This window comes from Nocardioides soli (genome assembly GCF_014191495.1).
Taxonomy (GTDB): domain Bacteria; phylum Actinomycetota; class Actinomycetes; order Propionibacteriales; family Nocardioidaceae; genus Nocardioides; species Nocardioides soli.
In genome coordinates this window covers 62,501-85,478 of the sequence record NZ_JACHWR010000003.1, presented here as the reverse complement: position 1 = coordinate 85,478, position 22,978 = coordinate 62,501, and the positions used below count along the sequence as shown (strand labels likewise).

General features: G+C 70.0%; 18 protein-coding genes and 2 rRNA genes. 9 read left to right on the top strand and 11 right to left on the bottom strand.

The genetic code is table 11. The annotated features are described in order from the left end of the window. Positions 1-6: 6 nt before the first annotated feature. From FHU40_RS19240 to FHU40_RS19230, 3 genes are read right to left on the bottom strand one after another with little or no spacing between them, the layout of a single operon-like run. Positions 7-471, bottom strand: a complete 465-nt coding sequence (locus FHU40_RS19240) for a peroxiredoxin (RefSeq protein ID WP_183593992.1) — start codon at positions 469-471, stop codon at positions 7-9. A gap of 47 nt (positions 472-518) precedes the next feature. Next, positions 519-2,132 carry an AMP-binding protein gene (locus FHU40_RS19235; protein ID WP_183593991.1) on the bottom strand — a complete coding sequence of 538 codons (1,614 nt, stop codon included), beginning with the start codon at positions 2,130-2,132 and terminating at the stop codon, positions 519-521. A 13-nt stretch (positions 2,133-2,145) separates the two neighbouring features. Beyond that, positions 2,146-2,586: a DUF3052 domain-containing protein gene (locus tag FHU40_RS19230; RefSeq protein WP_183593990.1), complete on the bottom strand. Its 441-nt coding sequence runs from the start codon at positions 2,584-2,586 to the stop codon at positions 2,146-2,148. Positions 2,587-2,755: 169 nt separating this feature from the next. Here FHU40_RS19230 and aceE point away from each other — a divergent pair, with 169 nt between their 5' ends. Further along, on the top strand, positions 2,756-5,557 hold the full coding sequence (gene aceE / locus FHU40_RS19225; protein WP_425490189.1) for a pyruvate dehydrogenase (acetyl-transferring), homodimeric type: 2,802 nt from the start codon (positions 2,756-2,758) through the stop codon (positions 5,555-5,557). A gap of 43 nt (positions 5,558-5,600) precedes the next feature. On the opposite strand, the gene FHU40_RS19220 is transcribed toward aceE, so the two are convergent. Continuing rightward, positions 5,601-6,539: an alpha/beta fold hydrolase gene (locus tag FHU40_RS19220; RefSeq protein ID WP_252274590.1), complete on the bottom strand. Its 939-nt coding sequence runs from the start codon at positions 6,537-6,539 to the stop codon at positions 5,601-5,603. A 139-nt stretch (positions 6,540-6,678) separates the two neighbouring features. Here FHU40_RS19220 and FHU40_RS19215 point away from each other — a divergent pair, with 139 nt between their 5' ends. The 7 genes from FHU40_RS19215 to FHU40_RS19185 all read left to right on the top strand — a co-directional run bounded on the left by FHU40_RS19215 (position 6,679) and on the right by FHU40_RS19185 (position 13,938). Continuing rightward, a complete protein-coding gene (locus FHU40_RS19215; protein WP_183593989.1) occupies positions 6,679-7,869 on the top strand; it encodes a PucR family transcriptional regulator in 1,191 nt (396 codons plus the stop codon). A gap of 281 nt (positions 7,870-8,150) precedes the next feature. Continuing rightward, positions 8,151-9,335, top strand: a complete 1,185-nt coding sequence (locus FHU40_RS19210; RefSeq protein WP_183593988.1) for an acyltransferase domain-containing protein — start codon at positions 8,151-8,153, stop codon at positions 9,333-9,335. Further along, positions 9,335-10,345 (top strand): beta-ketoacyl-ACP synthase III, encoded by a 1,011-nt coding sequence (locus FHU40_RS19205; RefSeq protein ID WP_183593987.1) that lies wholly within the window; start codon positions 9,335-9,337, stop codon positions 10,343-10,345. Before FHU40_RS19210 ends, FHU40_RS19205 begins: the two co-directional genes overlap by 1 nt. Positions 10,346-10,434: 89 nt before the next feature. Beyond that, positions 10,435-10,680 carry an acyl carrier protein gene (locus tag FHU40_RS19200; RefSeq protein ID WP_028645031.1) on the top strand — a complete coding sequence of 82 codons (246 nt, stop codon included), beginning with the start codon at positions 10,435-10,437 and terminating at the stop codon, positions 10,678-10,680. A 45-nt stretch (positions 10,681-10,725) separates the two neighbouring features. After that, entirely contained in the window at positions 10,726-11,991 is a 1,266-nt protein-coding gene (locus tag FHU40_RS19195; RefSeq protein WP_183593986.1) for a beta-ketoacyl-[acyl-carrier-protein] synthase family protein, read from the top strand. A gap of 25 nt (positions 11,992-12,016) precedes the next feature. Next, entirely contained in the window at positions 12,017-13,447 is a 1,431-nt protein-coding gene (locus tag FHU40_RS19190) for a carboxyl transferase domain-containing protein (protein WP_183593985.1), read from the top strand. A 47-nt stretch (positions 13,448-13,494) separates the two neighbouring features. Continuing rightward, complete coding sequence (locus tag FHU40_RS19185; protein ID WP_183593984.1) at positions 13,495-13,938, top strand: hypothetical protein; 444 nt, start codon at positions 13,495-13,497, stop codon at positions 13,936-13,938. Here the strand turns inward: FHU40_RS19185 and FHU40_RS19180 are convergent, their stop codons facing one another. Next, positions 13,939-14,517, bottom strand: coding sequence for a TetR/AcrR family transcriptional regulator (locus FHU40_RS19180; RefSeq protein ID WP_183593983.1), 579 nt, complete (start codon positions 14,515-14,517; stop codon positions 13,939-13,941). It abuts the gene before it with no gap. A 94-nt stretch (positions 14,518-14,611) separates the two neighbouring features. On the opposite strand from FHU40_RS19180, the gene FHU40_RS19175 reads away from it, so the two are divergent. Beyond that, on the top strand, positions 14,612-15,547 hold the full coding sequence (locus tag FHU40_RS19175; RefSeq protein ID WP_183593982.1) for an aldo/keto reductase: 936 nt from the start codon (positions 14,612-14,614) through the stop codon (positions 15,545-15,547). A gap of 33 nt (positions 15,548-15,580) precedes the next feature. Here the strand turns inward: FHU40_RS19175 and FHU40_RS19170 are convergent, their stop codons facing one another. The 6 genes from FHU40_RS19170 to FHU40_RS19145 form a co-directional block, all read right to left on the bottom strand. Beyond that, entirely contained in the window at positions 15,581-16,114 is a 534-nt protein-coding gene (locus FHU40_RS19170; protein WP_183594757.1) for a DUF3145 domain-containing protein, read from the bottom strand. 138 nt (positions 16,115-16,252) lie between these two features. Continuing rightward, positions 16,253-17,188: an alpha/beta fold hydrolase gene (locus tag FHU40_RS19165; protein WP_183593981.1), complete on the bottom strand. Its 936-nt coding sequence runs from the start codon at positions 17,186-17,188 to the stop codon at positions 16,253-16,255. Positions 17,189-17,228: 40 nt separating this feature from the next. Then, positions 17,229-18,005: a PP2C family protein-serine/threonine phosphatase gene (locus FHU40_RS19160; RefSeq protein ID WP_183593980.1), complete on the bottom strand. Its 777-nt coding sequence runs from the start codon at positions 18,003-18,005 to the stop codon at positions 17,229-17,231. Between the two features lie 97 nt (positions 18,006-18,102). After that, positions 18,103-19,200: a tetratricopeptide repeat protein gene (locus FHU40_RS28475; protein ID WP_183593979.1), complete on the bottom strand. Its 1,098-nt coding sequence runs from the start codon at positions 19,198-19,200 to the stop codon at positions 18,103-18,105. Between the two features lie 87 nt (positions 19,201-19,287). Then, a 5S ribosomal RNA gene (gene rrf / locus FHU40_RS19150) occupies positions 19,288-19,404 on the bottom strand. Between the two features lie 160 nt (positions 19,405-19,564). Then, a 23S ribosomal RNA gene (locus FHU40_RS19145) occupies positions 19,565-22,721 on the bottom strand. Between the last annotated feature and the right edge of the window lie 257 nt (positions 22,722-22,978).

Genomic DNA, 22,978 nt, shown 5'->3' with positions numbered 1-22,978 from the left:
ACCGGTCTAGACCGCCGCGACGAGCTGGCGCAGATGCTCGTCGAGATCGCGGCCCTCGGGCATCGCGTTGTGCACCGCCCAGCGCAGCAGACCCTGCTTGTCGACGACGTACGACGAGCGTCTCGGGCAGCCCTTGGCCTCGTCGAAGACCTCGTAGGCCCGGGCGACCTCGCCGTGCGGCCAGAAGTCGGAGAGCAGCGGGAAGTTGAGCCCGTCCTGGTCGGCGAACGCGCGCAGCGAGTAGATCGGGTCGCACGAGATCGCCAGCACCTCGGTCTCAAACGTCAGGAACTCCGCGAGCCGATCGCGCACCCCCGCCATCTCGCCGGTGCAGACACCGGAGAAGGCGTAGGGGTAGAAGAGGATCGCGACCGCCTTCTTGTCGCGGTACGACGACAGCGAGACGTCCTGGCCGAACTGGTCGCGCAGCATGAAGTCGGGGGCCGGAGCCCCGAGCTCGAGACCGAACATGCCGCCATCCTGTCACCCGCCGGCGACAGACCCTCAATCGCCGTCCGTCAGTCGCGGCCGAGCTCGCGCTTGAGCACCTTGCCGGTGACGTTGCGGGGCAGTTCGTCGATGAAGACGATCTCGCGGGGCACCTTGAAGCGGGCCAGGTTCGCCCGCACGTGGTCCAGCAGTTCGGCCTCGCCGACCGGACCCGAGACCACGACGTACGCCCGCAGCCGGGTGCCGAAGTCGGGGTCGTCGACCCCGACCGCGGCGACCTCGACGACGGCCTCGTGCCGCGCCAGGCAGTCCTCGACCTCCTGGGGGAAGACGTTCTCCCCGCCGGAGACGATCATCTCGTCGTCGCGGCCCTCGACCCAGAGCCGGCCGTCGGCGTCGAGGCGGCCGACGTCGCCGGTCGACATCAGCCCGTCGGCGACCTCCTTGCCGCCACCGCCGGTGTAGCCCTCGAAGAGCAGCCCGTTGCCGACGAAGATCCGGCCGGTCTCCCCCGGCGGCAGCTCGCGGCCCTCGGGGTCCAGGATGCGCACGACCGTGGCGTACGGCGGCCGGCCGGCCGCGGCCGGGGCCGCCCGCAGGTCGGCCGGCGTCGCGATCGAGGCGTAGGCGACCTCGGTCGAGCCGTAGATGTTGTAGAGGTGGTCGCCGAAACGGTCCATCCACCGCAGCGCCAGGTCGCCCGGGAGCGCCGAGCCCGACGAGGCGACGACCTGCACGCGCGCCAGGTCGTGGCCGGCCAGCTCCTCCTCGGGCAGCGCCAGGATCCGCTGCAGCATCACCGGGATCACCACCAGCGAGTCGCAGCGCTCGGCCTCCGCGACCGCGAGGCAGTCCGCCGGGTCGAACCTGCGGCGCAGCACCATCGTGGAGCCGAGCAGCATCGCCAGCGCGAAATGCGCGAAGCCCCAGGTGTGGAAGAGCGGCGCCGCGATGTGGGTCCGCCAGCCGTAGCGCAGCGGCATCCGCGACAGCAGCGCGACCGCCGCGTCGACGCCGGCCTCGCTGCGCGGGGCGCCCTTCGGCGTACCGGTGGTGCCGGAGGTGAGGATCACGACGCGGCCATGACGACCGGCCGGCTCGAGATCGCCGTCGGGGTGGCTGCCGATGAGTCCCTCGAGCGTCGGGCCGTGACCGGGGACCTCGGTCGGGCCGTCGGTCCAGGCGACCACCCGCTCGGCCACGTCGGCGGCGGCCAGGAGGCCGGCGAACTCCTCGTCGTGGACGACGACCCGCGGCCGCTCCCGCTCGATGACGTCGACCAGCTGCGGGCCGGCGAAGGCGGTGTTGAGGTACAGCAGGTCGGCACCGAGCTTCGCGGCAGCGATGCTGACGTCGACGAAGCCGCGGTGGTTGCGGCACATGACGGCGACGCCGTCGCCGCTGGAGACCCCCAGACCGGCGAGTGCCCGGGCCAGCGAGTTGGAGCGCCGACGCAGGTCGTCGTAGGTCAGCGAGCCGAGCTCGTCGACGACCGCGGTGCGGTGGGGGTCGAGCAGGGCGGCGGCGGTGAAGCCGCCGGCGGGGCCCACGCCCCACTCCCGGAGCGCCCGGGCCGCCCTCGCCAGCGCGACGGGGTGGTGCGGGCGGATGACGCCGGCCCGCCCGAGGACCCTCAGCGTGGTGCCGGCACCGGCCGCACCCGCGAGAGCCCTGCCGAGCACGGCCGGAGCCTGGTCAGGCCGGCGTCTTGGGTGCGACGAGCCGGGTTGCGGACCAGTCCTTGCTCACCGCGGCGGTCGTGGTCTGCGAGAGACCGGCGATCGGGGCCGCCTCGGCGATGTCGGCCGGGTCGACGGCGTTGGGCCGCCCCACCTTGGGGGTGAGCAGCCAGATCGCGCCGCCGCCGACGAGATCGGTCAGCGCGTCGACGAGGCCGTCGACCAGGTCGCCGTCCTCGTCACGCCACCACAGCAGCACCGCGTCGACGACGTTGCCGTAGTCGGCGTCCACGAGGTCGGCGTCGATCCGATCCTCGACGGCGATCCGGAGCTCGTCGTCGCTGTCGGTGTCCCACCCCAGCTCCTGGACCACCATGCCTGCCTTCAAACCGAGGCGTTCGGCAGGGCCCGGTGCAGGATCTGTCTGGGTGGACCCACCATCCGGGGTCGAGCTCAACGTCGCCTCCTTCGGCTGTGCCCCCGCGGCGGTCCCGCGGGGATTCGAGGTGGGGAGTAGTCCACCGGAGTTCACCCGAGGGCGCAACCCGTGTCCACAAGGAGCCGGCCACTGGTCCGGTACCCATGGGTAGATTTGGCGCGGTTCGAGCGCGTGCAACGATGAGCAGGTGACCGAAGACGTAGTACCCACTTCTGACCCCGGCACGGACACCAAGCGGAGCGGCACCACCCCGACCGTCATCCACGAAGGCCTGCCCACCCAGCTGCCCGACATCGACCCGGACGAGACCCACGACTGGCTCGACTCCTTCGACGCGCTCGTCGACGAGCGCGGCCGCGAGCGAGCGCGCTACGTCATGCTGCGCCTGCTCGAGCGGGCCCGAGAGGCGAACGTCGGCGTCCCGGCGTTGCGCAGCACCGACTACATCAACACGATCCCGCCGGAGCGGGAGCCGTGGTTCCCCGGTGACGAGGAGACCGAGCGCCGGATCCGGGCGTTCATCCGCTGGAACGCCGCCGTCATGGTGTCGTCGGCGAACCGCAAGGGCCTCGAGGTCGGCGGCCACATCGCGACGTACCAGTCGTCGGCGAGCCTCTACGAGGTCGGCTTCAACCACTTCTTCCGTGGCAAGGACCACCCCGGCGGCGGCGACCAGGTCTACATCCAGGGTCACGCCTCCCCCGGCATCTATTCCCGCGCCTTCCTCGAGGGCCGGCTGACCGAGGAGCAGCTCTACCGGTTCCGCCAGGAGGTCCAGCACGGGCCGCACGCGGGCCTCTCGTCGTACCCCCACCCCCGGCTGATGCCCGAGTTCTGGGAGTTCCCGACGGTCTCGATGGGTCTCACCGGGCTCAACTCCATCTACCAGGCGCGGTTCAACCGCTACCTGCACAACCGCGGCATCAAGGACACCGGCGACCAGCGCGTGTGGGCCTTCCTCGGCGACGGCGAGATGGCCGAGCCGGAGTCGCTGGGCGCGATCCGCCTCGCCGCCCGCGAGGAGCTCGACAACCTGGTCTGGGTCGTCAACTGCAACCTGCAGCAGCTCGACGGACCGGTCACCGGCAACGGCAAGATCATCCAGGAGCTCGAGGCCAACTTCCGCGGCGCCGGGTGGAACGTCATCAAGGTCGTGTGGGGCCGCGAGTGGGACGACCTGCTCGCGCGCGACGTCGACGGCGTGCTCGTCAACCGGATGAACACGACCCCCGACGGCGCGTTCCAGACCTACAGCGTCGAGGACGGCGCCTACGTCCGCGACCACTTCTTCGGTGCCGACCCGCGCCTGAAGAAGATGGTCGAGCACATGACCGACCAGCAGATCGTGAAGCTGCCGCGCGGCGGCCACGACTACCGCAAGGTGTACGCCGCGTTCGACGCCGCCACCAAGCACGTCGGTCAGCCGACGGTGATCCTGGCCAAGACCATCAAGGGCTGGACGATCGACGCCCTCGAGGGCAAGAACGCCACGCACCAGATGAAGAAGCTGACCCAGGACGACCTGAAGAAGTTCCGGGACCGCCTCTACCTCCCGATCTCCGACCGCGACCTCGAGCGGGCCTACGACGAGACCGGCGCCGCGCCGTTCTTCCACCCGGGCATGGAGTCGCCGGAGATCCAGTACATGCTCGACCGGCGCAAGCAGCTCGGCGGCTCGCTGCCCAAGCGGGTGCTCCGGGCCAAGAACCTCACGCTGCCCGGCGACGAGGTCTACGCCGAGCTCAAGCAGGGCGGCGGCAAGCACTCGATCGCCACGACGATGGCCCTGGTCCGGCTGCTCAAGGAGTGGATGAAGGACCCGGAGATCGGCAAGCGCATCGTGCCGATCGCCCCCGACGAGTACCGCACCTTCGGCATGGACTCGATGTTCCCGAGCGCCAAGGTCTACAACCCGGGCGGGCAGCAGTACGAATCGGTCGACCGGAAGTTGTTGCTCTCCTACAAGGAGTCCGCCCAGGGCCAGATGCTCCACGAGGGCATCTCCGAGGCCGGCGGCATGGCGTCGGCGACCGCGGCCGGGTCGGCGTACTCCACGCACGGCGAGCACATGATCCCGTTCTTCATCTTCTACTCGATGTTCGGGTTCCAGCGCACCGGCGACTCCATCTGGGCGATGGCCGACCAGCTCGCCCGGGGCTTCCTGATCGGCGCGACGGCCGGCCGCACCACGCTGACCGGTGAGGGCCTGCAGCACGCCGACGGCCACTCGCCGCTGCTCGCGGCCAGCAACCCGGCGGTCGTGCACTACGACCCGGCGTTCGCCTACGAGATCAGCCACATCATGAAGTCCGGCCTCGAGCGCATGTACGGCGAGGACGCGGAGAACGTGATCTTCTACCTCACCGTCTACAACGAGCCGGTGGCGCAGCCGGCCGAGCCCGAGGGCGTCGACGTCGAGGGCATCCTCAAGGGCATCCACCACGTCGACGACGCGCCCCAGGGTTCGGCGGAGGGCCCCCGGGTCCAGCTGCTCGCCTCGGGCGTCGGCTTCCCGTGGGTCAAGGAGGCCCAGCGCCTGCTCCGCGAGGAGTGGGGCGTCCGCGCCGACACCTGGTCGGTGACCTCCTGGAACGAGCTGGCCCGCGACGGCGTCGCCGCCGAGGAGTGGAACCTGCTGCACCCGGGCGAGCAGCCCCGCACGGCGTACGTCGCCGACAAGCTGCGCGGTGCCGAGGGTCCCGTCATCGCGGTGTCCGACTACATGCGCGCGGTCCCGCTGCAGATCGCCCGCTGGGTGCCCGGCGACTACCGGGTGCTCGGTGCCGACGGCTTCGGCTTCGCCGACACCCGCCCGGCCGCCCGGCGGTTCTTCCACATCGACGCCCAGTCGGTCGTGGTCCAGGCGCTCCAGGCGCTCGCCGACGCCGGCCAGATCGACCGGGCGAAGGTCGAGGAGGCCTTCGCGAAGTACCGCATCGACGACCCCACCGCCGTCGCGGGGGTCAAGCAGGAGGGCGGCGACGCCTGACTTCTCGGGCCGTCCCTGCAACCGGGCGCCTCGCGGCGACCTCTCAGGCCGTGTCCTCGACCGGCTCGAGCGGTGCGGACGCGGCGCCGGACCTGAGCAGCGTCCGGAAGCGGGCACGGGAGTACGTCGCGGGCGCGGTCGACCGGACGAAGTCCTCGACGATCCGGCAGAACCGCTCCGGGTGGTCCTGGTGCGGGAAGTGTCCCGCGTCGGGGATCACCTCGACCCGGGCGTGGGGCGCCAGCGCGGCGACGGTCTCCGCGTGCCGCGCCGGGATCACCCGGTCGTCGCGGCCCCACACGACCCACATCGGCATCGCCTCGGTGAGGTAGGCGCGGTCGGCCATCGTGACGATCTGGCCCTTCCAGTCGACCACCGCGCGGGCGACGTGACGCGTGGCCCGCCGGGCGGCCGGGTCCTTGAAGGCGTCGAAGATCCGGGCGACCTCGTCGAAGTCGCGGGTCTGCCTGCCGCCGACGGCGGCGAGGGTGCGCAGCCCCGCGACGCCCAGGTGCCGCAGGCCGGGCAGGGTGAGGACGCCCATCAGCTCGTGGAAGCCGGGCGTGGTGATCGCGCGGATGCCGGGATGCACCTCGGCCCCGAGGCCGCCGGACGCCACGACCATCAGGCGCTCGGTGCGCTCGGGGAACTGGTAGGCGAACTGCATCGCCACGCCACCGCCGAAGCTGTGCCCGACGACGGTCACCTTGTCGACGCCGAGCACGGTGAGCAGGTCGCGCATGCCGTTGGCGTAGCCGCCCACGCTGTAGTCGGCGCGGGGCTTGTCGGACCGGCCGTGGCCGAGCAGGTCGGGCGCGATCACGGTGAACCGCCGGCTCAACCGCTCGATCACCGGCTCCCAGGTGGTGTGGTCGCAGGCCAGGCCGTGCAGGAGCAGCAGCGCCGGGCCTCGGCCCACCTTCACGAAGGCGCGCCGGTGACCGTGGATGGTCACGAACTGCACGTCGTACCCTCCGGTCACGAACGCCTCCCCATGTGTACGCCCGCCTGCTGCAAATGGTAGTGGTCGATTCAACCACGCACGCTCGCCGGCCCGACGGCCGATCCCCTGGAATCACCGGCGTTTTCCCGACCATCGGCGGGTGCAATAGCCTCGCCACGTGGCCACCCCTCCCGCCGCATCCCCCCATGAGCGAGCCGCCGAGGCGCTGCAGCGGGCCACCGGCGCCCTCGCCACGGCGGCGACGGCCCGGATGGACCAGGACATGGCCTGGTTCCGGTCGCTCAGCGCGGAGGACCGCTCGTGGGTGTCGATGATCGTGCAGGCCGGCATCCGGGGCTTCGTCGACTGGTACCGCCTGGCCGACGACCAACCCGCGCCGGCGGGCGGGGAGATGGTCGCCTCGGTCTTCGGCGCCGCGCCCCGCGCCCTCGCCGGGGTGATCAACCTGCAGCAGACCGTCGCGCTGGTGCGGCTCTCGATCGAGGTGGTCGAGGCGAACGTCGAGCAGCTGCTCGACCCCGAGGATGCCGCCGACGTCCGGGCCGCGGTGCTCCGCTACGCCCGCGAGATCGCCTTCGCGACCGCGGAGGTCTACGCCCGCGCGGCCGAGGTCCGCGGCGCGTGGGACGCCCGGCTCGAGGCACTGGTGGTCGACGCCGTGCTCCGCTCCGACCCGGACGAGACCCTGCTCTCCCGGGCCAGCGCGCTGGGCTGGGCCGGGCGCGGCGACGTCGCGGTGGTGCTCGGCAGCGTCAGCACGGAGCGGCGCGAGAGCGACACCTTCGACGACGTACGCCGGCTCGCCCGCGCGGCCGGGATGGACGCCCTCTGCGCCGTCCAGGGCGACCGCCTGGTCGTGGTGCTCGGCGGGGTGGCCGAGGCGCGGGCCGCGGCCGCGGTGGTCGCGGACCACTTCGGGCCCGGACCCGTCGTGGTCGGCCCGGTGGCCGACGGCCTCGGCAGCGCGCACGTCTCCGCCCGGGCGGCCCTGGCGGCCCACCGCGCCGCGCCCGGCTGGCCGGACGCCCCCCGGCCGGTGCGCAGCGCGGACCTGCTGCCCGAGCGCGCGCTGGCCGGCGACGGGCACGCGCGACGGCACCTGGTCGAGGAGATCTACCTCCCGATCACGCACGCCCGGGGCACCCTCATCGAGACGCTCTCGACGTACTTCCAGGAGGGCTCCTCGATCGAGGGCACCGGTCGGGCGCTCTTCGTGCACCCCAACACGGTGCGCTACCGGCTGCGTCAGGTGACGGAGCTCACCGGCTTCTCCCCCAGCGATCCACGCGAGGCGCTGACCCTGCAGATGGCACTGGTCCTGGGCCGGCTCTCGGGCCGCACACCGTAGACCAGCGCCCTAGTGGCCATCACCGGAAGTTCTTCGGGTGGCCCGCACCCCGGGCACGCACCTCGCTGCGTTGCCGTCGCTTGCTGGACGAACAGGTAGAGCTGCGCTCCGGCGCCTTGCGATGCACGCACCCTGTGCACGGGCCACCCCCGAGGAACTTCCAGCGACGACCACTAGCACCGGGATCCTGGAGTCTTTGTAGGAACCATACAAAGACTCGCGGATCGTTTTCGTGCGGGCCGTAGGCGAGGTCCGGGCCGTCCACGCGGCAGAGTGGACGCGTGCTCGTGATCGTCGCCCCCGGCCAAGGTGCTCAGACTCCCGGATTCCTCAAGCCGTGGCTGGAGGACCCGGTCTTCGCCTCCCGCTTCGACTGGCTGGCCACCGTGGCCGGCCTCGACCTCGCGCACTACGGCACCGAGGCGGACGCCGAGACCATCCGCGAGACCCAGATCGCCCAGCCGCTGCTGGTCGCGACCGGACTGGTCGCCGCGCTGGAACTGTTCCCCCACCCGGCCGACGCGTTCGACCAGATCGGCGCGGTCGCCGGCCACAGCGTCGGCGAGATCGCCGCGGCCGCCGGTGCCCGGGTGATCACCGCCGAGCAGGCGATGGTACTGGTCCGCGAGCGTGGCAAGGCGATGGCGCAGGCCGCCGCCACCACCCCGACCGGCATGACCGCGGTGCTCGGCGGCGACCGCGAGGAGGTCCTCGCGGTCATCGAGACGCACGGCCTCACCGCCGCCAACGACAACGGCCCCGGCCAGATCGTCGCGGCCGGCACCATGGAGCAGCTCGCGGCGTTCGCCGAGGAGCCCCCGGCCAAGGCCCGGCTGATGCCGCTGAGCGTCGCCGGCGCGTTCCACACCCACCACATGGAGCCCGCGGTCGGCCATCTCGCCGGGCTGGCCCGCTCGGTGTCCGTGCACGACCCGCGCACCCGCGTGATCTCCAACAGGGACGGCAAGGTCGTCCACGACGGCCGGGAGGTGCTGGCCCGGATCGTCGGCCAGATCGCCAGCCCGGTCCGCTGGGACCTGTGCCTGGACGCCATGGACGACCTGGGGGTCACCGGCATCCTCGAGATGCCGCCGGCCGGCACGCTCACCGGCATCGCGAAGCGCGCGCTCAAGGGGGTCGAGACCTTCGCCCTCAAGACGCCCGACCAACTCGACGACGCCCGCGCGTTCTGCGCCAAGCACGGCGAATCCTCCGGCCTCGGCATCAGCCCGACCTGGCGGATGGTCGTCTCCCCCGCCAAGGGCACCTTCCACATCGCCGCCGACTCCGCGGACGCCGAGGTGCTGTCGTCCGGTACGACGATCGGCGAGGTCGCCAGCCTCCGCGACCGCACCGTCGTGGCCGCGCCCCACGGGGGCCGCGTCGTCGAGTGGCTGGTCGAGGACGGCGACCTCGTCTCCCCCGGTCAGCCCCTGCTCCGCCTGCACCCCGAAGGAGGCCAGTGATGGCCGAGTCCATCGCTCTCGCCCAGGCCGAGGGCGCCCGCCACGCCGGGATCCTCGGCCTCGGGTCCTACCGGCCCAGCCGGGTGATCCCCAACGCCGAGGTCGTCGAGGCGATCGACTCCAGTGACGAGTGGATCCAGCAGCGCTCCGGCATCAAGCAGCGCCGGTGGGCCACCCCCGAGGAGACCGTGCAGTTCATGGCGGTGGCCGCGGCCCGCAAGGCCCTCGACGACGCCGGCGTCGACGCCCGGCAGATCGAGTGCGTGGTCGTCGCCACGGTGAGCCACATGTTCCAGACCCCGGCCATCGCCACGGCGATCGCCTACGAGCTCGGCACCGACAACGCCGCCGCCTTCGACATCTCGGCGGCGTGCGCCGGCTTCTGCCACGGCGTGGGGATGGCCGCCGACTTCGTGCGCGCCGGCAGCGCCGGGCACGTGCTGGTGATCGGCGTCGAGCGGCTCTCCGACCTGACCGACGTCGGCGACCGCGGCACCGCCTTCATCTTCGCCGACGGCGCCGGCGCCGTCGTCGTCGGACCGAGCGAGACCCCGGGCATCGGCCCCGTGGTCTGGGGCTCGCAGGGCGAGCACTTCGACCACATCCGTCAGCGCGAGGACTGGCGCGACGTCGTCGCCAGCGACAACCCCGTCATGCCGCACCTGGTCATGCAGGGCAACCCGGTGTTCCGCTGGGCGTCGTACTCGATGGCCAAGATCGGCCAGGAGGCGCTCGACCGGGCCGGCATCACCGCCGACCAGCTCGACGTCTTCGTGCCCCACCAGGCGAACATGCGCATCACCGACGCCATGGCGCGCGCGATGAAGCTGCCCGACCGGGTCAAGATCGCCCGCGACATCGCCGAGCAGGGCAACACCTCGGCCGCCTCCGTGCCGCTCGCGCTCGACCGGATGATCCAGGAGGGCGAGGCGCGCAGCGGCGACCTCGCGCTGCTGATCGCGTTCGGCGCCGGCCTCGCGTACGCCGCGCAGGTGGTCCGGGTCCCCTGACCCGTCCCGGGCTCGGCACCGCACCCGACCCAGCGCCCTTCCGAAGTTTCCGCACCACCCAACCAACCCCGAAGAGAGGGAACAGCCTGATGGCCACCACCGAAGAGATCCGCGCCGACCTCGCCGAGATCGTCAATGAGGTCGCCGGCATCGACGCCGACGACGTCCAGCTCGACAAGTCCTTCGTGGACGACCTCGACGTCGACTCGCTCTCCATGGTCGAGGTCGTCGTCGCAGCGGAGGAGAAGTTCGGCGTCTCCATCCCCGACGACGAGGTCAAGAACCTCAAGACCGTGGGCGACGCCGTCGCCTTCATCGAGCGGGCCCAGGCCTGACCTTCTCTCGACCGTCCAGCACGTCGAGGAACACCGAGGAGCAGCATGTCTTCCAAGCGAGTCGTCGTCACCGGCCTCGGGACCACCAGTCCCGTCGGAGGTGACGTTCCCAGCACCTGGGACGCCCTGGTCAGCGGACGCTCCGGCGTCCGGTACCTGACCGACGACTGGGCCGAGGAGATGCCGGTCAAGATCGCCGGTCGCATCGCCGTGGAGCCCACCGAGGTGATCGAGCGGGTCAAGGCCCGTCGCCTCGACCGCAGCGCGCAGTTCGCGATGGTCGCCGCCATGGAGGCCTGGGCCGACTCCGGCCTGGCCGCCGCGCAGGAGGACGGCTCGCTGGACCGCGATCGGCTCGGCGTCGCCATGGCCTCCGGCATCGGCGGCGTGACCACGCTCCTCGACAACTACGACGCGCTGAAGGAGAAGGGGCCGCGCCGGGTCTCGCCGCTCGCGGTGCCGATGCTGATGCCCAACGCGCCCGCGGCGCAGATCAGCCTGTACGTCGGAGCGCGCGCGGCGGTCATCACGCCGGTCTCGGCGTGCGCGTCCGGCAACGAGGCGATCGCCCACGCCGTCGACCAGATCCGGCTCGGCCGGGCCGATGTCGTGGTCGCCGGCGGCACCGAGGCGGCGATCCACCCGCTGCCGATGGCGGCGTTCGCCAACATGATGGCGCTGTCGAAGACCGCGAGCGGGGAGGCGGGCGGCGATCCGACCGCGGTCTCCCGCCCGTGGGACCTCGCCCGCGACGGGTTCGTCCTCGGCGAGGGTGCCGGTGTGCTGGTCCTCGAGTCCGAGGAGCACGCCCGGGCGCGCGGCGCACGCATCTACGCGACCGTGCTCGGGGCCGGCATCACCGCCGACTCCCACGACATCGCCCAGCCCGACCCGGAGGGCCGCGGCGGCTCCCGGGCGATCCTGCGGGCGCTGGCCGAGGCCGACATCAGCCCGGCCGACATCGTCCACGTCAACGCCCACGCGACGTCGACCCCCCAGGGCGACATCGCCGAGGGCCTGATGCTGCACGCGACCCTCGGCGCCCACGCGACCGAGGTGGTCGTGACCAGCACCAAGTCGATGACCGGCCACCTGCTCGGCGGGGCCGGCGCGCTGGAGGCGGTGGCGACCGTGCTCGCCCTGCACCACCGCGTCTCGCCGCCGACGATCAACCTGGACAACCAGGACCCGGCGGTCGAGCTCGACATCGCCACCAAGGCCCGCGACCTGCCGGCCGGCGACATTGCGGCGCTCAACAACTCGTTCGGATTCGGCGGCGCCAACGTCGCCGTGGCGTTCGGTTCGGTGTGAGCCGCCACCCCACGGAAGGACGACAGTGACTGCCACGGCGACCAAGCCCGCGAAGCTCCCCCGCGCGGAGGACCCGCGCAACCCCGTGCACCGGCTCACCGCGCTGTTCGACGAGGACACGCTCGAGCTGATCACGCCCGACGACGACTCCGGCATGCTCGCCGCGGTCGGGAGCATCGACGGCACCCGCGTGGTGGCCTTCTGCTCCGACGCCACCGTGATGGGCGGCGCGATGGGCGACCTCGGCTGCCGGGTGGTCGTCGACGCCTACCACCGCGCGATGACCGACGGCGTGCCGATCATCGGCCTGTGGCACTCCGGCGGGGCGCGCCTCGCCGAGGGCGTGCTCTCTCTGCATGCGGTCGGCCGGATCTTCCAGGCCATGACCCAGGCGTCCGGCAAGATCCCGCAGATCTCCGTGGTGCTCGGCCCGGCGGCCGGCGGCGCGGCGTACGGTCCGGCGCTGACCGACGTCGTGATCCTCGGCCCCGAGGGCCGGATCTTCGTCACCGGCCCCGACGTGGTCCGCTCGGTCACCGGCGAGGACGTCGACATGCTCCGCCTCGGTGGCCCCGAGCCGCACGGTCGCCGCTCGGGCGTCGTGCACATCCTCGCCGAGTCCGAGCGCGAGGCGCTCGATCGGGCACGTGGCGTCGCCTCGCTGCTCGGCTCGCAGGGCAGCATGAAGGTCGACGAGATCGAGGACCGCGACCTGGCCGCCCTGCTGCCGGAGTCCAAGAAGCGCGCCTACGACGTGCACCCGCTCGTCGAGTCGATCCTCGACGAGGGCACCACGCAGGAGCTGCACGCCCGCTGGGCACCCAACATCGTCACCGCCCTGGGCCGCTTCGGCGGCCGCACGGTCGGCGTGATCGCCAACAACCCGCTGCGCCTCGGCGGCTGCCTCGACTCGCTCTCGGCCGAGAAGGCCTCCCGCTTCGTCCGGATGTGCGACGCCTTCGGCGTGCCCCTGGTCGTCGTGGTCGACGTCCCCGGCTACCTGCCCGGCGTCGGTCAGGAGTGGGACGGCGTGGTGCGCCGCGGCGCCAAGCTGTTGCACGCGTTCGGCGAGTGCGTGGTCCCCCGGGTCACCCTGGTCACGCGCAAGACGTACGGCGGCGCCTACATCGCGATGAACGCCCGCTCCCTCGGCGCCACCAAGGTGTTCGCCTGGCCGGGCGCGGAGGTCGCGGTCATGGGCGCGGTCGCCGCAATCCGGATCCTGCACCGCCGCCGGCTCGCCGAGGTCGCCCCCGACATCCGGCCGCAGGTCGAGGCCGAGCTGGCCGCGGAGCACGAGCGCATCGCCGGCGGCGTCGAGAAGGCCGTCGAGATCGGCGTCGTCGACGAGGTCGTCGAGCCGGCGCAGACCCGCTCGGCGATCGCGCGGGCGATCGAGGACGCCGTCCAGACCGTCGGCGTACGCCGCGGCGTGCACGGCAACATCCCGCTCTGAGCGGGCCCGACCCGTAACGGGCGCGCCGGGGCCGCGTTGGTCCCGGTATGACCCAGGTCACCCGCGCCACCGCGTGCCTCGCGGCCGCCGGCGTCACCGTGGGCCTGCTCGGCGCACCCGGCCGGGCCGAGCCGACGCCGGCGGAGCCCGGCGCACCGCATGAGCGCTCGTCGTACGGCAGCACGCACGCCCCCGACGGGGTGCTCCGCAAGGGCTGCCGCGGCTACGCCTACCGCTACACCGTCACACCACCCACGGGCGACTGGACGCTCGAGACCTTCCTCCGTGACCCCACTGGCGACTCGGTCGCCTCCGGAGCCTTCATGTCCGACTCCGACCCGGCCACCCGGCGCAGCACCTTCGACCTCTGCCGCTACAACACCCGCCCGGGCAGGTTCACGATCCGCGCGCTGCTGCACTGGTACGACGACGAGGGCGGCCACCGGGTCTGGCTCGAGCCCTCCCGCTTCCGCCTGAGGCGGGCCCGGTAGTCAGTCGGCGGCGCCGGGGAACAGCCGTTGGACGGCCGTCTCGATGGCGCGCCGACGGGCCGCCAGGAACGCGTCGCGCTCCGGGCCCGCAGCCACCTGGTCGCCCTGGTCGGCCCACGAGGTCGCCAGCTGGCTCACGAAGACGAGGACGTCCACGGGGTCCCAGTCCGGGTCGACGACGCCGGACCGCTGAGCCCGGCGCAGCTGGGCGACCTTGCCCGCGACGACGGTCCGGAAGGGGTCGTCGGGCGGCGTGTCGTCCGGGGACAGCTCGAGCTGTCCCCACCGCATCAGGCGCAGCCGCTCGGGGTGCGCGACCACGTGGTCGTGCAGGCGCACGGCGTAACCGGGCAGGTCCGCCGGGTCCAGGGGCACCGCCGCGGCCATCGCCGTGAGCTCTCGCGCCGCCACGAACCGGTAGAGCTCGTCCTTGCTGCCGAAGTGGGCGTAGACCCGCTCCTTGCTGGTGCGCGCGGCCTTGGCGATGCGCTCCACCCGGGCGCCGGCGATGCCGTGCCGGGCGAACTCGGCGGTGGCCGCCGTGAGGATCCGGTCGCGGGTGGACTCGGTGGCGGCCATGGCTCGAGCATACGAACCGAACCGTACGGTTTGGAAACCGGACGACCACACGTAGAGTCAAACCGAACCGTTCGGTATGACTCTAGGAGAGACGATGCAGCAGCGCGCCCTCGGGCAGCAGGGACTCACGGTCGCGGCGATCGGCTACGGCGCCATGGGCACCGCGATCGGCTACGGTCCGGCCGACGAGACGGAGTCGATCGCGGCGATCCGGAAGGCACACGAGCTCGGCGTGACCCACTTCGACACCGCGGAGATGTACGGCTGGGGTGCGGGCGAGAGGCTCCTCGGCGCCGCGCTGGCGCCGATCCGCGACGAGGTGACCATCGCGACCAAGTTCGGATTCACGCCGAGGTTCGAGCCGGACTCCCGGCTCGACCACATCCGTGAGGTCGTCGACGCCAGCCTGCGCAACCTCGACGTCGACTGCATCGACGTGCTCTACCAGCACGTCCACGACCCCCGGGTCCCGGTCGAGGAGGTCGTCGGCGTGATGAAGGAGTACGTCGACGCGGGCAAGGTCAGGTACCTCGGCCTGTCCAACACCGACGCCGAGAGCATCCGCAGGGCTCATGCCGTCCACCCGATCTCGGTCCTGCAGGCCGAGTACTCCCTCTTCGCCCGCGACACCGAGGCGCTCCTCCCGACCATCGAGGAGCTCGGCATCGGGCTCGTCGCCTACTCGCCGCTGGCCCGCGGGTTCCTCAGCGGCGCGGTCCGGCCGCGAAGCGGCTACGGCGCCGACGACTTCCGCCAGTACGTCGGCTGGTGGGCACCGGAGAACTACGACGCCAACGTGCGCATCGTCGACGACCTGACCCGGCTCGCCGCCGAGAAGGGCGCCGCCCTCTCCCAGCTGGCCATCGCCTGGCTGCTCGCGCGGCGCGACCACATCGTCCCGATCCCCGGCTCCCGCAACCCCGGCCGGGTCGCCGAGAACGTCGCATCCGCCGACCTGATCCTCACCGAGGCCGACCTGGCCCGCATCGACGAGCTCGCGCCGACCGGTGGCTTCGGAGGCCGCGCCTGAGCGAGGGCCCAGGCCCGCCGTTCGGGCCGCCTGTCAGACCACCTGGTGCAGCCAGCGCACCGGAGCGCCCTCGCCGGCGTGCCGGAAGGTCTCCAGCTCGTCGTCCCACGGCTTGCCGAGCAGCTTGTCGATCTCGACGAGTAGCGTCGTGTCGCCCAGGGCGGCCTTGACCACGGCGGCCTTGAGCCGGTCCTCGGGGATCATGATGTCGCCGTGCAGGCCGGTGACGGCGTGAAAGACGCCCAACTCGGGCGTGTAGGAGTAGCGCGCGCCCTCCGAGGCGGCGGTCGGCTCCTCGGTGATCTCGAACCGGAGCTGGTTCCAGCCGCGCAGCGCGGAGGCCACCGCGGCGGCGGAGCCGGTACCGCCGGTCCACGAGAGCTCGGCGCGGTAGGTGCCCGCCTGCGCCGCCTGCGGCGTCCAGTCCAGGCTCACGGGCACGCCAAGGACACCGCCGACGGCCCACTCGATGTGAGGGCACAGCGCGGACGGCGCTGAGTGGACGTACAGGACGCCCCTCGTCGCGGTGCGGATGGCAGTGCTTGCGGTCACCGTGACCTCCTTCATCTCCGGCGCGAGATGCGCCTTCCCCAGCGGTCTCACCGAAGATGTCTTGAGGCGTGAGTGACACGCGTGCAGTTGTGGCTCCATTGTGGCAAACGGGACGCGAGAACGCCAGCGTTCGGCGTGTGAACGGCCACGCGGTCACGGGACCCGGGCGGCCGGCGTACGCCGTGGCCCGGGCTCCAGCAGCGAGGCCAGCACGCCCTCGGCGATCCCGAGCCCGCAGAGGTGGCTCTCGCCGTCGATGACCGTGAGCGTCGCGTCCGGCAGCCGGTCGACCACGTGGCGGCCGTGCCGGAGCGGGACGATGTGGTCGTCGTCGCCGTGCCACCACCGCACCGGGACCTGTACCTCGGCGAGGTCGAAGCCCCAGTACCGCGTGAACAGGATGACGTCGTGGATCGGTGCCGTGGTCTGGAACCGGCTGCCGTTGAGCAGGTCGTCGAGGAACATCGCCTTGAACTCCGGCCGCGCGAGCAGGTTCCTGTCCCCCGGCGGCTGAGCCGCGGCGTACAGGTCCAGCGCCGGCCCCGCCAGCGGGCGCGCCAGCCGGATCGCCTGGGTGAGCGTCACGCCCAACGGCACCCGGGCCAGGGTGAGCAGCGGCGCCAGGTGCGCGGCGAGCGCGACCATGCCGCCGGCGGCCGCGTCGACGCCCTGGGTCGGCGCCACTCCCCCGAGGACGGCGACGCCCGGCACCCGCTCGGGCAGCGCTGCGGCGGCGGCCAGGGCGTACGGCCCGCCGCCGGACAGGCCGATCACGTGGGCGGTGTCGATGGCCAGCGTCTCCAGCACCACCTCGAGATCGCGGGTCCAGTCGAGGACGTCCGGATACAGGTGCGGCGTCGACGAGCCGATCCCGGGCCGGTCCAGCCCGATCAGCCGGATCCCGTGCTGCTCGGCGTACCGCCGCGCCTCGAACGGGACCTGCCGACGCGCTCCGGGGGTGCCGTGCATCCACACCACGGCCTGGCCGCCCCGCGAGCCGTACTCCGCGAAGCTCAGCCGCCGGTCCCCGCGCACCGCGACCGTGCCCTCCAGTGCCGGTCGCCGCACTCCGGCCTTCGCCCCAGCCATGCGTCCAGTCTCCCACTCGACACCGCGGGAGGACGCCGGATCAGACACGCACGGAGGTGGGGTCGACCAGGTTCGCGGGGTCGACCAGGGCGCCGAGCACGGTGCCGTCGCCGACGACGACCGGGCCGTCGACCACGTCGAGCACCAGGCAGGTCACGTTGTCCCTGCCGCCGGCCGCCAGTGCGGCGTACACCAGCACGCCGGCCGCGACGTCCGGGTCCGCGACCGTCACCAGCGCCTCGCTGATCTCCTGGTCGGGCACCAGGTCGGTGAGCCCGTCGCTGCACAGCAGCACGCGGTCGCCCACCTCCAGGTGCAGCTCCGTCACGTCGAGGCTCGGGTCGGGGCCGCCGTCGAGCGAGCGGAGCACCACGTTGCTCCACGGATGACCGGCCCGCGCGTCCTCGTCGAGCTGGCCGGAGTCGACCAGGTGCTGCACGTAGGTGTGGTCGTGCGACAGCTGACGCAGCTCGCCGTCGTGCAGCAGGTAGGCACGGCTGTCGCCGACGTGGCCGAGCACGACCCGCCGGCCGTCGGTGACGAGCGCCGTCAACGTGGTGGCCATCCCGGTCCGCTCCGGGTCCACCGCCACGCCCACGCGGACGCTCAGGTGGGCGTCCTCGACACCGCGGAGCAGCACCTGCACCGGATCCTCGCCGAAGCGAGCCAGCGCCGTCGCCGCCACCACGTAGGCCGCGGTCGCGGCGGCCACCTCACCGGCGGCGGCACCGCCCACGCCGTCGGCGAGCACGGCGACGTAGGGGCCCAGGAAGGCCGCGTCCTCGTTGTGGGGACGCACCCGACCGACGTCACTCACGCCCGCTCCCGCGAACCGCAGCACGATGACCTCCCTCGCCCGGGACTGGTGCGATCCTGCCCTACGCCGCCGACACGAAACCAGGGGCGGCAGCGCGCTAGCCGAACCGGCGCTCCAGGGTCTCGGCCCGCTCGGCCGCGTCGGTCAGGTCGTCCCCGTCGATGGCGTGGGTCCGGTGGAACCACGCCAAGGCGTCCTGCTCGCGGCCCGCGGCCTCGAGCGTGTCCGCGTAGGCGTAGCGCAGCCGCACCACCCACGACCCGCGGCTCTTCGACTGCAGCGGCGCCAGCTCGAGCGTCCGCAGCGCTGCGTCGAGCTGTCCGAGGTCACGGCGGGCGCCGGCCTCGACGATCGTCATCTCCGCCTTCGCCTCCGCGGAGAAGTTCGCGACGCCCGGGCTCTTCGCCAGCTTCAGCGCCTCCTGGGGCTTGCCCAGCGCGCGGTGGCAGTCCGCCATGATCGGCAGGTACGCCGTCGCCCCGTTCATCCGCTTCGCCGCGCGCAGCTCGGCCAGCGCCTCGGCGTAGTGGCCGGCGGCGTACGCCGCCTCTCCGGTCGCCTCCCGCACCACGGCGATCCGCGACGCCCGGGCCCGGGCGGCCAGCGCGTGCTGGTAGGCCAGCTCCGGATCCTGGTCGATGAACAGCCCAGCCGCCGCGAGGTGCCGCGCCACCCGCGACGCGAGCTTCTCCGGCAGACCCTTCAGCTGAGCGGTCACGGACCGATCCAGCTCGGCGCCGGTGATCTCCGCGGGCAGCTCCGGACCGTCGTACGCCGCCTGCTCGGCCGTGCGTGCCGGCTGCTCCGCGGCGCGACCGCCGCCACGCGGCGCACCCTGCCGGCCGCCCGACCGCCCACCCGTGGGCTTGCCCGCCGGCTTGCCGCCGCGCCGGGGCGCGTCCTTGCCCGCACCGCGCCGGTCGTCCGGGCTCCAGCGAGTCGACCGCTCCGCCGACTTCGCCGACTGACCTCGCGGCTGGCTCGACTTCGGACCGCCCGACTTCTGGCCGGACCCCTGTCCGGAACCCTGGCCTGACCTCTGGGTCGACTTCTGACCGGACTTCTGACCGGACTTCGGCCCCGACTTGGGGCCGCCGGACCGCTGGCCCTGGCTGCCGGAGCGCCCGCCCGCGGGCTTGCCGCCCGTGCGGCCGCCCCCGCCCGACGGACGCTGGCTACGACGCTGCTCGGCCACGACTGGGTACTCCTGGTTCTCGCTGGTCGCACCACATGGTGCTGAAATGAGTAGAGGCCACCTTACGGTGGCCTCTACTGAGTGTATGTCCGGCGGCGTCCTACTCTCCCACAGCCTCTCGGTTGCAGTACCATCGGCGCTGAAAGGCTTAACTTCCGGGTTCGGGATGGGACCGGGTGTTTCCCTTTCGCTATGGCCGCCGTAACTCTGGTGGCGTCACGCACCGGTGTTGTCACGGTGTGTGGCCAAGCATCTGTTCAGTTAGAGATCACGGCCGGTCGAGGGCGTGGTCTTGTCGTGTCTGGTATGGATGTGGACGCGAGTGTCGATGCAGGAATGTGTTGTGGGTTTTGTTGAGGGTTTGTGTGACAAGCCCTCGGCCTATTAGTACCAGTCAGCTCTACCTCACGGTTGTACACTTCTGGCCTATCAACCCAGTGTTCTGCTGGGGGCCTTACCCGGTTAACCCGGTGGGAAACCTCATCTTGAAACGTGCTTCCCGCTTAGATGCGTTCAGCGGTTATCACTTCCGAACGTAGCCAACCAGCCGTGCCCCTGGCGGGACAACTGGCACACCAGAGGTTCGTCCATCCCGGTCCTCTCGTACTAGGGACAGCCTTTCTCAAGTTTCCTACGCGCGCGGCGGATAGGGACCGAACTGTCTCACGACGTTCTAAACCCAGCTCGCGTGCCGCTTTAATGGGCGAACAGCCCAACCCTTGGGACCTACTCCAGCCCCAGGATGCGACGAGCCGACATCGAGGTGCCAAACCATCCCGTCGATATGGACTCTTGGGGAAGATCAGCCTGTTATCCCCGGGGTACCTTTTATCCGTTGAGCGACCACGCTTCCACATGCCGTGGCCGGATCACTAGTTCCGACTTTCGTCCCTGCTCGACATGTCTGTCTCACAGTCAAGCTCCCTTGTGCACTTACACTCAACACCTGATTGCCAACCAGGCTGAGGGAACCTTTGAGCGCCTCCGTTACATTTTAGGAGGCAACCGCCCCAGTTAAACTACCCATCAGGCACTGTCCCTGAACCAGATCATGGTCCTAGGTTAGACATCTAGTACGACCAGAGTGGTATTTCAACGATGACTCCACACCAACTGGCGTCGATGCTTCACAGTCTCCCACCTATCCTACACAAGCCGAACCAAACACCAATACCAAACTATAGTAAAGGTCCCGGGGTCTTTCCGTCCTGCCGCGCGTAACGAGCATCTTTACTCGTAGTGCAATTTCGCCGAGTCCACGGTTGAGACAGCGCCCAAGTCGTTACTCCATTCGTGCAGGTCGGAACTTACCCGACAAGGAATTTCGCTACCTTAGGATGGTTATAGTTACCACCGCCGTTTACTGGGGCTTAAGTTCTGAGCTTCACCACTCACGTGGCTGACCCGTCCCCTTAACCTTCCAGCACCGGGCAGGAGTCAGTCCGTATACATCGTCTTACAACTTCGCACGGACCTGTGTTTTTAGTAAACAGTCGCTTGGGCCTGGTCTCTGCGGCCATCACCGCTACTACCCGCAAGGGGTATCACGGATCCGGCCCCCCTTCTCCCGAAGTTACGGGGGCATTTTGCCGAGTTCCTTAACCATGGTTCGCTCGATCGCCTTGGTATTCTCTACCTGATCACCTGAGTCGGTTTGGGGTACGGGCGGCGCGTAGCTCGCTAGAGGTTTTTCTCGACAGCATAGGATCACCCACTTCACCCATACGGGCTCGGCATCACATCTCAGGGTCGTGCCTTACGACACCACGGCCCGGATTTACCTAGACCGTCCCCTACCTGCTTACCCACGCAACAACCATCGGCGTGGTTGGGCTACCTTCCTGCGTCACCCCATCGCTTGACTACTACCGGATCGGATCCCACGCTCCACCCAGACGCCTCACCCCGAAGGGATCGGTCACCCGGGCTTCGGGTGGTTAGCATCACCGGCCTCGTCATGGGCGCTACTTTGCCGGTACGGGAATATCAACCCGTTGTCCATCGACTACGCCTGTCGGCCTCGCCTTAGGTCCCGACTTACCCAGGGCAGATTAGCTTGACCCTGGAACCCTTGATCATTCGGCGCACGGGTTTCTCACCCGTGATTCGCTACTCATGCCTGCATTCTCACTCGTGTCGCATCCACCCCTGGGTCACCCCGGAGCTTCACTCGCGACACGACGCTCCCCTACCCACCCACACACCTGAACCCCACAAGGAGGCTGAGTACACGTGTGAGTGCCATAGCTTCGGCGGATGACTTGAGCCCCGCTACATTGTCGGCGCGGAATCACTTGACCAGTGAGCTATTACGCACTCTTTCAAGGGTGGCTGCTTCCAAGCCAACCTCCTGGTTGTCACTGCGACTCCACATCCTTTTCCACTTAGTCACCGCTTAGGGGCCTTAGCTGATGGTCTGGGCTGTTTCCCTCTCGACTACGGAGCTTATCCCCCGCAGTCTCACTGCTGCGCTCTCACTTACTCCCATTCGGAGTTTGGCTAACGTCAGTAACCTGGTCGGGCCCATCGGCTATCCAGTGCTCTACCTGGAGCAAGAAACACACAACGCTGCACCTAAATGCATTTCGGGGAGAACCAGCTATCACGAAGTTTGATTGGCCTTTCACCCCTATCCACAGGTCATCCCCTCAGTTTTCAACCTAAGTGGGTTCGGTCCTCCACGCGGTCTTACCCGCGCTTCAACCTGCCCATGGATAGATCACTTCGCTTCGGGTCTTGATCGCGCTACTACACCACATACATGGATACGCCCTATTCGGACTCGCTTTCGCTACGGCTACCCCACACGGGTTAACCTCGCAACACAACGCAAACTCGCAGGCTCATTCTTCAAAAGGCACGCCATCACCCCAACACCCCCAAAAGGAGGCAGCCGGGCTCTGACGGATTGTAGGCACACGGTTTCAGGTACTATTTCACTCCCCGCCAGGGGTACTTTTCACCTTTCCCTCACGGTACTAGTCCGCTATCGGTCATCAAGGAGTATTTAGGCTTAACGGGTGGTCCCGCCAGATTCACACGGAATTTCAGGGGTTCCGTGTTACTTGGGATACCACTCGACAGACATCGCCTTACACTTACGGGGCTATCACCCTCTACGGCGCCACTTTCCAATGGACTTCAACTTCAACGATGCTTTCTCACTGTCTGGAAGACCGGCAGATCCTCCCAAGTGGTCCCACAACCCCGCCCACGCAACCCCTGCCGGGTATCACACGCAGACGGTTTAGCCTGATCCGATTTCGCTCGCCACTACTCTCGGAATCACTATTGTTTTCTCTTCCTACCGGTACTGAGATGTTTCACTTCCCGGCGTTCCCTCCACACACCCTATATATTCAGGCGCGGGTAACACGACATGACTCGTGCTGGGTTCCCCCATTCGGACACCCCCGGATCACAGCTCGGTTGCCAACTCCCCAGGGCTTATCGCAGGCTCCTACGTCCTTCATCGGCTCTTGATGCCAAGGCATCCACCATGTGCCCTTCATAGCTTGTCGCACAAACACTCAACAAAAACTACAAAGCAAAACTACAAAGACTAGACAACGATCGCCCGCACACACACGCGCACGAACGACCAATCGCTATATCGCGACACCACCTGGTGAAGTGATGTCGCAAGATGCTCGCGTCCACTATCCAATTCACAAACTTCCAACCCACCAAGGAGACCACGACCCGAAGACCCCAGACCCCAAGGAGGCACCCCCCAAGGAGGCACCGGGGGACACACGCCCCCCGCAGAGAAACCCGC